The following is a 12,943-nucleotide window of genomic DNA, read 5'->3' as shown; positions in this document are numbered from 1 at the left end:
TCACAGGCCGGCGTGGGCGGCGATCGCCGCGGCAATGGCCAGGGCCAGTTCGCCCGGCTTGCGTTTGATCGAGTAGTTCAGCAGTTCCGGGTGCTCGTCGACGAAGCTGGTGTTGAAGCGGCCGCTGCGAAAATCCGGATTGGCCAGGATCTGCTGGTAATAGGTGGCGGTGGTCTTCACCCCCTGCAGGCGCATGTCGTCCAGCGCGCGCGAGCCGCGGGCGACGGCTTCTTCCCAGGTCAGCGCCCAGACGATCAGCTTCAGGCACATCGAGTCGTAATACGGCGGAATGGTGTAGCCGGTGTAGATCGCCGTGTCGGTACGCACGCCCGGGCCGCCGGGGGCGTAGTAGCGGGTGATCTTGCCGAAGCAGGGCAGGAAGTTGTTGCGCGGGTCCTCGGCGTTGATGCGGAACTGCAGGGCGAAGCCGCGATGCTGGATGTCGTCCTGCTGCACGGACAGCGGCAGGCCCGAGGCGATGCGGATCTGCTCGCGAACGATGTCGATGCCGGTGATTTCCTCGGTGATGGTGTGCTCCACCTGCACGCGGGTATTCATCTCCATGAAGTACACCTCGCCCTCGGCGAGCAGGAACTCCACGGTGCCGGCGTTCTCGTAGCCCACCGCCTTGGCGGCGCGTACCGCCAGTTCGCCGATGTAAGCGCGCTGCTCGGGGGTCAGCTGCGGGCTGGGGGCGATCTCGATGAGCTTCTGGTTGCGGCGCTGGATCGAGCAGTCGCGCTCGAACAGGTGCACGGTGTTGCCGAAGCGGTCGGCGAGGATCTGCGCCTCGATGTGCTTCGGGTTGACGATGCATTTCTCCAGGAACACCTCGGCGTTGCCGAAGGCCTTGGTGGCCTCCGAGATCACGCGCGGCCAGGCGTATTCCAGTTCGGCGCGGTCGTTGCAACGGCGGATGCCGCGTCCGCCGCCGCCGGAGGTGGCCTTGAGCATCACCGGGTAGCCGAGCCGCTCGGCCTCGCGCAGTGCATCGACCAGGTCGGCGACGTTGCCTTCGGTGCCCGGAGTGACCGGCACGCCGGCGGCAATCATCGAGCGGCGCGCCTCGGTCTTGTCGCCCATGCGGCGAATGACCTCGGCGGACGGTCCGATGAAGGTGATCCCGCGCGCGGCGCAGATCTCCGCCAGTTCAGGGTTCTCGGACAGGAAGCCATAGCCGGGATGCAGCGCGTCGCAGCCGGTTTCCACCGCCAGGTTCACCAGTTTGCGCGGGTTCAGGTAGCCGGCCAGCGGGTCATCGCCGAGGTTGTAGGCTTCGTCGGCGCGCTTGACGTGCAGCGCATGGCGATCGGCCTCGGCGTACACAGCCACCGAACGGATGCCCATCTCGGCACAGGCACGCACGATGCGCACGGCGATCTCGCCGCGGTTGGCGATGAGGATTTTCTTGATCACTGTTGTAGTCCTCGCCTGAGAAACGCGATCCGCCGCAGCGGATTCGATGGCGTTTACCCTACGCCCAGTGCCGCGATTAAGAAAAATCAATATTTATTTGCCAGTGAATAAGTAATTCCTTATATCCGTCTGGAAACCGCACCCCACTAAAGGCAACGAGGCCCATGCGCAAATCGCTGAACCGCCTGACGCTGCGCCAGATGCAGGTGTTTCTGGCCGTCTGTGACCACCGTTCCTACAGTCGCGCCGCCGAGGCCATGGCACTCACCCAGCCGGCCATCAGCCTGCAGATGCGCCAGCTGGAAGAGCTGGTCGGCCAGCCGTTGTTCGAGTACGTGGGGCGCAAGCTGCACCTGACCGAAGCCGCCGAGGCGCTGCAGCGTGCCTGCCTGGATGTCCTCGGTCGGCTGGAAAACCTCGACATGCAGCTGTCCGACCTGCGCGGCTCACTGCAGGGCCAGCTGCGCCTGGCGGTGGAGACCAGCGCCCAGTACTTCGTGCCGCACCTGTTTGCGGCGTTTCGGGCGCGCCACCCGGAGGTGAGCCTGCAGATGGCCGTGGTCAACCATGCTCAGGCGCTCAAGCGCCTGTCGGTGCACCGTGACGACCTGTTGATCATGACCATGGTCCCGGCCGACATGGGGCTGGAGTTCCTGCCGTTCCTGGACAACCCGATCATCGCCGTGGCGCGTTCGGACCATCCGCTGGCGCAACGCTCCGGACTGCAGCTGCAGGACCTGACCAGCCACCTGCTGCTGGTGCGCGAGCAGGGCTCGGCCACGCGCGCGGTGACGGAGGAGTACTGCCACCAGAAGCGCGCGCATTTCCCGCAGACGCTGGAGCTCGGTTCGCTGGAAGCGCAGCGCGAAGGCGTGATCGCCGGACTGGGCCTGGCGCTGCTGCCGCGCCACGCGGTGCGCCGCGAGCTGGCCGATGGCGAGCTGGTCGAGTTGCCGGTGGCCGAGCTGCCGCTGCGGCGCAGCTGGTGCGTGGTGCATGCGCGCGACAAGCAGCTGTCGCCGGTGGCGCAGGCGTTCTTCGACTTCGTGCGCCGCGAGCGCGGCAGCCTCACCGCGCTGGCCGAGCGCTTCGCGCAGCGGGTTCAGTAGGGCGTCAGCGTGGCGCGCAGCTGGCGCTCCTCCCAGTAGCGCTCGATGGCCCGGCGGTAGCGCATGCGGCGGATTTCCTCCTGCTTGCGGCGGGCCTTGGCATCATCCTGGGGGTAGGTATCGACGTGACGGCGCATGGCGAAGTCTCCCGAGTATGTGGGAGCTTCAGCCTTGCAAAAGGACATGACGGTTGCGGGACGGTTCGCTGACAGGCGGGTTAAGGGTGACAGGCGGCTGCGGAGCCGCATCGAATCCGTAGGGCGGACAACGTTGTTCTTGTCCGCCGGTGTGGATGCCGGCCGGCGGCCAGGAAAGCGCTGACCGCCCTACGAACCGTGCGTCTCACTCTTCCAGGTTCTTCACCGACTTGGGCGACAGCCGCAGGCTGCGCAGGCTGCGCTTCACGCTCTTGAGGTGCTCGACCAGGTCCGGGCCGCGGGACATGGCCACACCCATGGCCAGCACGTCGATCACCACCAGGTGGGCGATGCGCGAGGTGAGCGGTGTGTAGATCTCGGTGTCTTCCTGCACGTCGATGGCCAGGTTCACGTCCGACAGCTCGGCCAGTGGCGTCTGCCCCGGGCAGAGGGTGATCAGCGTGGCGCCGGTTTCGCGTACCAGGTGCGCAGTGGTCAGCAGGTCCTTGGAGCGGCCTGACTGCGAGATGCAGATGGCCACGTCGCCCGGCTTGAGGGTCACCGCCGACATGGCCTGCATGTGCGGGTCGGAATAGGCGGCGGCGGTGAGCAGCAGGCGGAAGAACTTGTGCTGCGCGTCGGTGGCCACCGCGCCGGAGGCGCCGAAGCCGTAGAACTCCACGCGCTGCGCCTTGGCGATGGCGGCGATGGCCTTCTCGAGCGACTGCACGTTCAGCCGCTCGCGCACCTCCATCAGCGTGTGCAGGGTGGTGTCGAAGATCTTCAGGCTGAAGTCGGTGACCGAATCATCCTCGCGAATGGCGAACTGGCCGAAGCTAGCGCCTGCGGCCAGGCTCTGCGCCAGCTTGAGCTTGAGATCCTGGAAACCGGTGCAGCCGATGGCGCGGCAGAAGCGCACGATGGTGGGCTCACTGACTCCAACGCTGTGCGCCAGATCCGCCATGGAGCTGTGGATGACTGCCGCGGGATCGAGCAGGAGATGGTCGGCGACCTTGAGCTCCGACTTGCGGAGCAGGTGGCGGGACTGGGCGATGTGTTGCAACAGATTCAAGGGCAGGACTCGGGTATGATCGGCGGCCGGGGCTGTAGTGGGTTTTGTAGTAATACTACATGACACCGCCAGCACGAGGCCAACTCTGGAGCGTGACCGGTGACACTTCCCTGCGACATGCTGGTTTTCGGCGGCACAGGCGACCTGGCGTTGCACAAGTTGCTGCCGGCCCTGTATCACCTGCATCGCGATGGCCGCCTGCCGGCGGACATGCGCATCCTGGCGCTGGCGCGCACGCCATTGCAGCGGGCCGCCTATCAGGCCCTGGCCGAGCGCCACTGCCGCGCACACATCCCGCGCGCCACCTTCGACAACGAGGCCTGGCAGGGTTTCGCCGCGCGCCTGGACTACCTGGCCATGGACGCCAGCCAGAGCGCCGACTACGGCCGCCTGGCCCGCTACCTGGAGCAGGGCGCTTGCCGGCGCGGGCGCATCTATTACATGGCCACCGCGCCGGACCTGTTCCAGGACATCGCCGCCTCGCTGGCCACGGCCCGGCTGACCGGCGAGCACACCCGCATCGTGCTGGAAAAGCCCATCGGCCGCTCGCTGGCCTCGGCCCAGGCGATCAACGCCGGCATTGGCCAGGCGTTCGATGAGCCGCAGATCTTCCGCATCGACCACTACCTGGGCAAGGAAACGGTGCAGAACCTCATGGCGCTGCGCTTCGCCAACGCCCTGTTCGAGCCGGTGTGGCGTTCCGGGCACATCGACCACGTGCAGATCAGCGTGTGCGAGACCCTCGGCGTGGAAAACCGCGGCGCCTACTACGACAACGCTGGCGCGATGCGCGACATGCTGCAGAACCACCTGCTGCAGCTCTTGTGCCTGGTGGCCATGGAGGCACCGGTGCGTTTCGACGCCGATTCGGTGCGCAGCGAGAAGGTCAAGGTGCTCGAGGCCCTCAAGCCGATCACCGGCCTGGATGTGCAGGACAAGACGGTGCGTGGCCAGTACGTGGCCGGGCGCATCGGCGGGCATGACGTGCCGGCCTACTACTTCGAGAAGAACGTCGACAACGACAGCGACACCGAAACCTTCGTCGCCGTGCAGGCGGAGATCGACAACTGGCGCTGGGCCGGTGTGCCGTTCTACCTGCGCACCGGCAAGCGCATGGCGCGCAAGACCTCGGAGATCGTCATCCAGTTCAAGCCAGTGCCGCACCGCCTGTTCAATGGCAGCGAGGCCAACCGGCTGATCATCCGCCTGCAGCCGGAGGAGCGCATCAGCCTGCAACTGATGGCCAAGCAGCCGGGCAAGGGCATGAGCCTGGAGCCGGTGGAGCTGGACCTCAACCTGGCTGATGCCTTCCGCCAGCGTCGGCGCTGGGATGCCTACGAGCGGCTGCTGCTGGACGTGATCGAGGGCGACTCGACGCTGTTCATGCGGCGCGACGAGGTGGAAGCCGCCTGGCGCTGGATCGATCCGATCCTGCAGGGCTGGCAGGAGTACTACCAGCGTCCGAAGCCCTACCCGGCCGGCAGCAACGGTCCGGAACAGGCCGCCAGCCTGCTGGAAAACAGTGAGCGGCGCTGGCACGAGTGATGCTCCGGGCCATGACGCCGGTACGACGATCTGCCCCCATTTTGCTTTCAGTCGGCCGGAATCTCAGCTCTTGAGCGTCTTCAGGAACTGCACGAAGCCCGTGCGCTCGGCCACCCGTGCATACAGGCGGATCGCATTGGTGTTGGTCTCGTGGGTCAGCCAGTAGAGCTCGTCGCAGGGCACCTGGCGGGCCTGCTGCTCGACATGCTCGATCAACTGCCGACCGACGCCCTGGCTGCGCAGGTCACGGGCGATGAACAGGTCCTGCAGGTAGCAGACCGGATTCAGCGTCCAGGTGTTGCGGTGGTACAGCCAGTGCACCAGGCCCACTGCCTGGCCATCGGCCCAGGCGAGGGCGGCGTGCTGTCCTTCGCTGGCATCCAGGAAGCGCTGCCAGGTGGCGGCGCTGACCGCCGGCTCCAGGCTCATCATGTAGAAGCGCTGGTAGCCCTGCCACAGGGGCAGCCAGGCGTCATGGTCGTCGGGCCCGACCGGGCGGATTTCCACGGGTAATCGGCGGCTCATGACGCATCTCCTCGACAAGCACAGACGCGCCTAGCTTAGTGGCAAGCACCCGTCCCGGTCAGCTCTCCGCACAGGTCTTCGCCGAACAGGGTTTCGACCGTTGCTGGGTCCAGGCCCGCGCCCAGCAGGGCGAACAGCTTGGCCAGGGCGGCTTCGCGGGTCATGCCGCCACCGCTGATCACGCCGCAGGCGGCCAACTGGCTGCCGGCAGCGTAGGTGGCGAAATCCACCCGGCCTTCCGGGCACTGGCTGATGGCAGCGAGGACCACACCGCGTGTGTGGGCCTGGCTCAGGACCTCGATCAGCGCGGCGTTATCTGCCGGGCCCGTGCCACTGCCGTAGCACTCCAGCAGCAAGGCCTGCAGCCCGGTGTCCAGCAGGGCCTGCACATGCTCGGCGCGCAGACCGGGGTACAGGGGAAGGCAAGCCAGGTTCACTTCCCGGCGCGGGATACGGTAATCGGGTGCCGGCGGGGACAGGAATCGAGGATGCGCGACGGGGCGCAGGGTCTCGGCAAAGGCGTCGAACTGCTCACTGCTGCGCTTGGTCACCCGCGTGCCCTGCAGCAGATGGCCATGGAAGAACAGATGCACGCCCGGAGCGGCACCCTCCGCCAGATGCCGCAAGGCGCCGAACAGATTGTCCCAGGCGTCGCTCCCGGGCACGCTGGCGGGCAGCATGGAGCCGGTCAGCACGACCGGAACGGGCAGGCCAAGCAACAGAAAGCTCAGGGCGGCGGCGCTGTAGGCCAGCGTGTCGGTGCCGTGCAGCACCAGCACTGCCTGGAAAGCGTCCCGCTCGACGGCTTCGACAATGACGTCCCGCATGGCCAGCCAGTGGGCCTGACTCATGTTGGCGCTGTCGATGGGCGGGGCGAGTTCGCGGAAACGCCACTCCACAGGGGAGGCGTCCGGACGGCGGGCCGCTTCGGCCCGCAGGCGGGCTTCGAAGCCACCGGCGGGCACCAGACCGCCCGCACTGGCGTGCATGCCGATGGTGCCACCGGTGTAGAGAATCAGTGTGTGCATGTTCCTCCCAGGGGCATGATGGCCCTGGGAACAACTTAAACGCGCTGGGTGGCGGCGGCCAGTGCCTTGGCGGTGCGGTTTGCCTTGGAACTGGTGAAGGCCAGGCCGAGGAACGGCATGTAGCGGGCGGGGGGCTGGACGGCGGTGGTCATCGGGCGTGCGTTGGTGCGCATGTCAGGTACTCCTAGGTGGCGCTTTTGGCGCGTGTGGTCAGGAGTTGGGGCGCCCTGAGGGGGCGGCCTTGTCTGCATGACCATGACAAGTAATCGAGAGGCAGGTTGTGTCTGCGAACGCCCGAATCATAGGGCCTGCGACCGATCGTCGACCAATGCCTTTAATTGCTGTCCCATGCACAAACGGCATAACCTTGCTGTGACTTTTCCAGGCCCGCCGAACGGAACGAGGAATGGCATGAATCTGGAGACCAAGTGGCTGGAGGATTTTGTCGCGCTGGCCACCACGCGCAGCTTTTCCAAGGCTGCCGAGCGACGTTTCGTGACCCAGCCGGCCTTCAGCCGGCGAATTCGCAGTCTGGAAGAGACCGTCGGTCTGACGCTGGTCAACCGCAGCCATTCGCCGGTGGAACTCACCGAGGCGGGCCAGCTGTTTCTGGTCACCGCGCGCAACGTGGTTGAGCAGCTCGGCGAGGCGCTGCGTCATCTGCATCACCTGGAAGGCCAGCAGGGCGAGGTGCTGCAGGTGGCCGCCGCGCATTCCCTGGCGCTGGGCTTCTTTCCCCAGTGGGTGGCTGGGCTGCGCAACGACGGCATCCATTTCGCCTCGCGCCTGGTGGCCACCAACGTGGGCGAGGCGGTGCATGCGCTGCGTGAGGGCACCTGCGACCTGATGCTGGCGTTCCATGATCCGGATGCCGTGCTCCAGATGGACCCGGAAATCTTCCCTTCGCTGCACCTGGCCAACAGCGAGATCATCCCGGTGTGCGCCCCGGATGCCCGGGGCCGCCCGCTGTTCGACCTGAACGACAGCGCCAGCGTGCCGCTGCTCGCCTACAGCGCCGGGGCCTTCCTCGGCCGTTCGGTGGGCGCGCTGCTGCGCCAGCGCAACCTGCGCTACGTCACCGTCTACGAGACGGCGATGGCGGACAGCCTGAAGAGCATGGCGATGCAGGGCCTGGGCGTCGCCTGGGTGCCGCGCCTGAGCGTCGAGGCCGAGCTGGCGCGCGGCGAACTGGTGGAATGCGGCGACGCCAGCTGGCGCGTGCCGCTGGAGATCCGCCTGCACCGCTGCGCCCTGGTGCGCAAGGCCCAGGTGCGGCTGCTGTGGCGCAAGCTGATGGAGGCGGGCGCCGAGCCGGCGTAAGCGCGCCCGGGGAGGGTGGACAACATTGGCCACCAACGCGCCGCACCTGGCGGCGCGCTCGGTGGTTCGATAAAGCGCGAACCATCCTGCGCCCAGCCCACCGTAGGGTGGTCAACGTTTTCCATTGGCCACCAACGCGCCGGCACGGCGCGCCTGCGGCGCGTTGGTGGATCGGTGAAGCGCGATCCACCCTACGGTTACAGCGCAGCCGGCGCTGCGCTTTCCGCCTCGGGTGCACGGTTGACCTCAACCACCAGCGCCTGCCCGCGGCCACGCGGGTCGGAAGCCGGCAGCGGCCGGCCGTCGAGCACCTGCACCGCCTGCACGTCGCCCATCGGCCAGCCCTGCTCGGTCAGGATATAGCCCATCGCCCGCAGTTCCTGGGCGGCCGAGCCCTTGAGCGGCGAATGGGGGTCGAGAAAGATCGTGTCCCTGGGCAGCAACTGGTGATGCACGCGCTGCGCCTTCAGCGCCTCGGGCAGCGGCAGGCCATGGTCGTAAAGGTTGCTCAATACCTGGAACACGGTGGTGAAGATGCGCGAGCCGCCGGGCGTCCCCACCGCCAGCGTCACCTGGCTGTCGCGGGTCAGTATGGTCGGGCTCATCGACGACAGCATGCGCTTGCCGGCGTCGATGGCGTTGGCGTCGCTGCCGATCACCCCGAAGGCGTTGGCCACGCCGGGCTTGGCGCTGAAGTCGTCCATCTCGTTGTTGAGCAGGAAGCCCGCGCCTTCCACCACCAGCCCGTTACCGAAATCCAGGTTCAGGGTGTAGGTGTTGCTCACTGCGTTGCCGTCGGCATCGATGATGGAGAAGTGCGTGGTCTGCGGCGATTCCAGCCCCGGGCGTACCGCCTCGGTCGGCGAGATGCGCTGCGGATCGATCTCCGCCGCGCGGCGTTGCAGGTACTCGGGGGCGGTCAGTTGCGCGGTGGGCACGTCGAAATAGTCCGGATCGCCGAGATAGTCGGCGCGGTCGGCGAACACGCGCTTCTCGATTTCCGCCAGCAGGTGCACATAGCGCGCCGAGTTGAGAGGCACGCCGGCGAAGTCCTGTGCGCGCAGCGCCTTGATGCCGAGCAACTGCGCCAGCGCGATACCGCCAGAGCTGGGCGGCGGCGCGGTATACACCACCTGGCCCTGCCACTCGAAGCGCAGCGGCTCGCGCCAGATGGCGCGGTAGGCGTGCAGGTCGGTGGCGCTGATCAGCCCGTCGCTGCGCTGCATCTGCGCCACCAGCAGTTCGGCGGTGCGGCCACGGTAGAAATCCTCCGGCCCCCGGTCCGCAATGCGCTCCAGCGTCTGGGCCAGCTCTTCCTGGACGAAGCGTTTGCCAGCCTGCATGTCGCCGAAGTAGCGATCGAAATTGGTGCGCCCGGCGAAGAACTTCGCCGCTCCGTCGCGCTCCGCCACTTGCCGCTCGTCGACGATAAAGCCCTGGCGCGCCAGTACGATGGCCGGGGTCAGCAGCTCGGCCCACGGCAGGCTGCCGAAGCGGCGGTGCGCTTCCCACAGGCCCATCACCGTGCCGGGCACGCCGGCCGCCCGGGCGCCGACGGTGCTGAGATCCGCCACCACCTCGCCGCTCTCGTCCAGGTACATGTCGCGTCGGGCTCCCTGGGGCGCCATCTCGCGGTAGTCGAGGAAATAGCCCTGACCGTCCACCACCAGTGTCATGAAGCCGCCGCCACCGATGTTGCCGGCCTCCGGGTGGGTCACCGCCAGGGCGAAGCCGGTGGCCACGGCGGCGTCCACCGCGTTGCCGCCGCGCCGCAGCACCTGGGCGGCCACCTCGGCCGAGTGACGATCCGGCGCGGCCACCGCGGCGGCCTCCAGCCGGGCGGCCTGCAGCGGACTGATGGAAAACAGGCTCAGGCTGAGCAACAAAAAGGAAACGAGACGTGTCATGGGGATCTCCGGGTGACGAGGCGGCTCGGCAGAGTGTGGCAGCAAATGGCGGAGCAGGGGCCAACGAGCGATACACCTGCCGACAAGCCACAGGCGCGACAGCCGCGCCTTTCCGGTATAATGCCGCGCCTTCAAGCCAGCCGGCCCGCTGGTTTGCCCCGACATGACAAGCCACGCCCGAGCCGCGTGGCTTGTTGGTTTTTGAGCGCGCCGACCGGCGCACCGCAAAGAGGCACGAGGATGAGCGCACTGGTTGGCGTGATCATGGGTTCCAAGTCCGATTGGAGCACCCTGAGTCATACGGTGGAGATGCTGGAGAAGCTCGGTATTCCCCACGAGGTGAAGGTGGTGTCCGCGCACCGCACCCCGGATCTGCTGTTCCAGTACGCCGAACAGGCCGAGGAGCGCGGCATCGAAGTGATCATCGCCGGCGCCGGCGGCGCGGCCCACCTGCCGGGCATGTGCGCGGCCAAGACCCACCTGCCGGTGCTCGGCGTGCCGGTGCAGTCGTCGATGCTCTCGGGTGTGGATTCGCTGCTGTCCATCGTGCAGATGCCCGGTGGCATCCCGGTCGCCACCCTGGCCATCGGCAAGGCCGGCGCCATCAACGCTGCGCTGCTGGCGGCGAGCATCCTCGGCGGCAAGCACCCTCAGTACCATGCGGCCCTCAAGCAGTTCCGCGAGGAGCAGACCCGTACGGTGCTGGACAACCCGGACCCGCGTCAGGCGTAACGCAAAGGACACGACCATGAAAATCGGTGTAATCGGTGGCGGCCAGCTGGGTCGCATGCTGGCGCTGGCGGGCACGCCGCTGGACATGAACTTCGTCTTCCTCGACCCCGCGCCGGACGCCTGCGCCGCCGCGCTGGGCGAACACCTGCTGGCCGGCTACGACGATCCCGAGGCGCTGCGCCGCATGGCCGAGAGCGTCGACCTGGTGACCTTCGAGTTCGAGAACGTGCCGGCGGAAACCGTGGCGTTCCTGTCCCAGTACGTGCCGGTCTACCCGGTCGCCGAATCGTTGCGCATCGCCCGCGACCGCTGGTTCGAGAAGTCCCTGTTCAAGGAACTGGGCATTCCGACTCCCGAGTTCGCCGACATCCAGTCCCAGGCCGACCTGGACGCCGCCGTGGCCGCCATCGGCCTGCCGGCCGTGCTCAAGACCCGGACCCTGGGCTACGACGGCAAGGGCCAGAAGGTCCTGCGCCAGCCCGCCGACGTGAGCGGCGCCTTCGCGGAGCTGGGCAGCGTGCCCTGCATCCTCGAAGGCTTCGTGCCCTTCACCGGCGAGGTGTCGCTGGTGGCGGTGCGCGGTCGCGACGGGGAAACCCGCTTCTACCCGCTGTCCCACAACACCCACGTGGGCGGCGTGCTGAACCTGTCCATCGCCAGCACCGACCACCCGCTGCAGGCGCTGGCCGAGGACTACATCAGCCGCGTGCTGACCAGGCTCGACTACGTCGGCGTGCTGGCCTTCGAGTTCTTCGAGGTGGACGGCGGCCTGAAGGCCAACGAAATCGCCCCGCGTGTGCACAACTCCGGGCACTGGACCATCGAGGGCGCCGAGTGCAGCCAGTTCGAGAACCACCTGCGCGCCGTGGCCGGCCTGCCGCTGGGCTCGACCGCCAAGGTGGGCGAGAGCGCCATGCTCAACTTCCTGGGTTCGGTGCCGCCGACCGATGCAGTGCTGCGTATCGCCGACTGCCACCTGCACCACTACGGCAAGGCGTTCAAGGCGGGCCGCAAGGTCGGCCACGCCACCCTGCGCTGCCAGGACGCCGCCACCCTGCAGGCACGCATCGCCGAAGTGCAGGCGCTGATCGCCAGGGGCTGAGAACTGCCCCCTCTCCTCTGGGAGTGGATCTGGTGGGAGCGGACAAGTCCGCTCCCATAATCAGTGCAGTGCACCGCCGCGAACTGCCCGGCAGCCCAACGGTCCCAAGCAACGGAGTGGCAACCGCCACGCAACCCGTTGGGACGGAGGACTCATGGGCATCATCGGAACCATCATCATCGGCCTGATCGTCGGGCTGATCGCGCGCTTCCTCAAACCGGGCGATGACAGCATGGGCTGGATCATGACCATCCTGCTGGGCATCGGCGGCGCCCTGCTGGCCACCTACGGCGGCCAGGCGGTGGGCTTCTACGACGCTGGCGAGCCGGCCGGATTCATCGGCGCGGTGATTGGCGCGATCATCCTGCTGGTGATCTATGGCATGGTGACGCGCAAGCGAACCTGACCCTCACGCCGCTGTCTTTGTCGGGGTCGCGCGCGGCCCCGTCCTGTCCATGAGCCGAGTCGTCCATGCGAAATTTGTTCATTCCACTGCTGTTCACCGTTTCCCTGTCGCTGCACGCCGCGCCCGCCGAGCTGGACTGGCTGGAGCTGCTGCCGCCCGAGGATCTGGCGGCGCTGGAAGCCATGCCGGAAATCGAACACATCGGCGCCGAGGCCCAGGGCTTCAGCGACGGGGGCGGCTATCTGAAGCAGGCGCCCGGCCTGCCTGAAGTCATGTACTCCACCCGCACCGTCGCGGCCCTCGACAACCGGGAGATCCGCCTGGCCGGCTACCCGGTGCCGCTGGAAAGCGACGAACAGGGGCGTTTCGTCGAGTTCTTCCTGGTGCCCTATCCGGGCGCCTGCATCCACGTGCCGCCGCCGCCGCCCAACCAGATCGTGCTGGTGCGCTATCCGAAGGGCATCCGCATCGACGACATCTACGCGCCGCTGGAGGTCGACGGCCGCCTGCGCATCGAGGCGGCCAGCAACGCGGCGGCCGATGCCGCCTACGCGCTGGGCGCGGCGAAGGTCAGGGTGCTGGAGTAATCCTGCGCGAAAACTTTACCTGTCCGTCCGTCCAGCCTGTGTCCCGTCGCGCTTAGC

General features: G+C 67.3%; 14 protein-coding genes. 7 read left to right on the top strand and 7 right to left on the bottom strand.

What is annotated here, in order from left to right; translation table 11 throughout:
• Window positions 1-1,416 carry an acetyl-CoA carboxylase biotin carboxylase subunit gene (locus PT85_RS11505; RefSeq protein ID WP_039606699.1) on the bottom strand — a complete coding sequence of 472 codons (1,416 nt, stop codon included), beginning with the start codon at window positions 1,414-1,416 and terminating at the stop codon, window positions 1-3.
• A 164-nt stretch (window positions 1,417-1,580) separates the two neighbouring features.
• Here PT85_RS11505 and PT85_RS11500 point away from each other — a divergent pair, with 164 nt between their 5' ends.
• Window positions 1,581-2,525: a LysR family transcriptional regulator gene (locus PT85_RS11500; protein ID WP_027588827.1), complete on the top strand. Its 945-nt coding sequence runs from the start codon at window positions 1,581-1,583 to the stop codon at window positions 2,523-2,525.
• Here the strand turns inward: PT85_RS11500 and PT85_RS18190 are convergent.
• Both PT85_RS18190 and hexR read right to left on the bottom strand, forming a co-directional pair.
• The gene (locus PT85_RS18190) at window positions 2,519-2,662 is read right to left on the bottom strand and encodes a PA3496 family putative envelope integrity protein (RefSeq protein ID WP_169745302.1); all 144 of its coding nucleotides are present in this window, start codon (window positions 2,660-2,662) and stop codon (window positions 2,519-2,521) included. The genes PT85_RS11500 and PT85_RS18190 overlap by 7 nt on opposite strands.
• Before the next feature lie 205 nt (window positions 2,663-2,867).
• On the bottom strand, window positions 2,868-3,734 hold the full coding sequence (gene hexR / locus PT85_RS11495) for a transcriptional regulator HexR (protein WP_027588826.1): 867 nt from the start codon (window positions 3,732-3,734) through the stop codon (window positions 2,868-2,870).
• Window positions 3,735-3,851: 117 nt separating this feature from the next.
• Here hexR and zwf point away from each other — a divergent pair, with 117 nt between their 5' ends.
• Window positions 3,852-5,279 (top strand): glucose-6-phosphate dehydrogenase, encoded by a 1,428-nt coding sequence (gene zwf / locus PT85_RS11490; RefSeq protein WP_162172908.1) that lies wholly within the window; start codon window positions 3,852-3,854, stop codon window positions 5,277-5,279.
• Between the two features lie 63 nt (window positions 5,280-5,342).
• On the opposite strand, the gene PT85_RS11485 is transcribed toward zwf, so the two are convergent.
• From PT85_RS11485 to PT85_RS18040, 3 genes are read right to left on the bottom strand one after another with little or no spacing between them, the layout of a single operon-like run.
• Window positions 5,343-5,804, bottom strand: a complete 462-nt coding sequence (locus PT85_RS11485; RefSeq protein ID WP_027588824.1) for a GNAT family N-acetyltransferase — start codon at window positions 5,802-5,804, stop codon at window positions 5,343-5,345.
• 35 nt (window positions 5,805-5,839) lie between these two features.
• Window positions 5,840-6,832: an asparaginase gene (locus tag PT85_RS11480; protein ID WP_039561174.1), complete on the bottom strand. Its 993-nt coding sequence runs from the start codon at window positions 6,830-6,832 to the stop codon at window positions 5,840-5,842.
• A 35-nt stretch (window positions 6,833-6,867) separates the two neighbouring features.
• Window positions 6,868-7,005 carry a hypothetical protein gene (locus PT85_RS18040; protein WP_155956090.1) on the bottom strand — a complete coding sequence of 46 codons (138 nt, stop codon included), beginning with the start codon at window positions 7,003-7,005 and terminating at the stop codon, window positions 6,868-6,870.
• A gap of 238 nt (window positions 7,006-7,243) precedes the next feature.
• Here PT85_RS18040 and PT85_RS11475 point away from each other — a divergent pair, with 238 nt between their 5' ends.
• Window positions 7,244-8,152, top strand: a complete 909-nt coding sequence (locus PT85_RS11475) for a LysR substrate-binding domain-containing protein (protein WP_039606698.1) — start codon at window positions 7,244-7,246, stop codon at window positions 8,150-8,152.
• A 197-nt stretch (window positions 8,153-8,349) separates the two neighbouring features.
• Here the strand turns inward: PT85_RS11475 and ggt are convergent, their stop codons facing one another.
• Window positions 8,350-10,059: a gamma-glutamyltransferase gene (gene ggt / locus PT85_RS11470; protein ID WP_052237663.1), complete on the bottom strand. Its 1,710-nt coding sequence runs from the start codon at window positions 10,057-10,059 to the stop codon at window positions 8,350-8,352.
• Window positions 10,060-10,299: 240 nt separating this feature from the next.
• Between ggt and purE the strand changes: the two genes are divergently transcribed.
• From purE to PT85_RS11450, 4 genes are all read left to right on the top strand, one after another.
• Complete coding sequence (gene purE, locus PT85_RS11465; protein WP_027588821.1) at window positions 10,300-10,791, top strand: 5-(carboxyamino)imidazole ribonucleotide mutase; 492 nt, start codon at window positions 10,300-10,302, stop codon at window positions 10,789-10,791.
• A 16-nt stretch (window positions 10,792-10,807) separates the two neighbouring features.
• The gene (locus PT85_RS11460; RefSeq protein WP_039606697.1) at window positions 10,808-11,893 is read left to right on the top strand and encodes a 5-(carboxyamino)imidazole ribonucleotide synthase; all 1,086 of its coding nucleotides are present in this window, start codon (window positions 10,808-10,810) and stop codon (window positions 11,891-11,893) included.
• 154 nt (window positions 11,894-12,047) lie between these two features.
• Window positions 12,048-12,299: a GlsB/YeaQ/YmgE family stress response membrane protein gene (locus tag PT85_RS11455; RefSeq protein WP_027588819.1), complete on the top strand. Its 252-nt coding sequence runs from the start codon at window positions 12,048-12,050 to the stop codon at window positions 12,297-12,299.
• Window positions 12,300-12,364: 65 nt separating this feature from the next.
• A complete protein-coding gene (locus tag PT85_RS11450; protein ID WP_027588818.1) occupies window positions 12,365-12,886 on the top strand; it encodes a DUF3299 domain-containing protein in 522 nt (173 codons plus the stop codon).
• Window positions 12,887-12,943 lie beyond the last annotated feature (57 nt).

The organism is Pseudomonas flexibilis (genome assembly GCF_000806415.1).
Taxonomy (GTDB): domain Bacteria; phylum Pseudomonadota; class Gammaproteobacteria; order Pseudomonadales; family Pseudomonadaceae; genus Serpens; species Serpens flexibilis.
The sequence above is the reverse complement of the archived record's forward strand: the minus strand, read 5'-3'. Positions and strand labels throughout refer to the sequence as shown.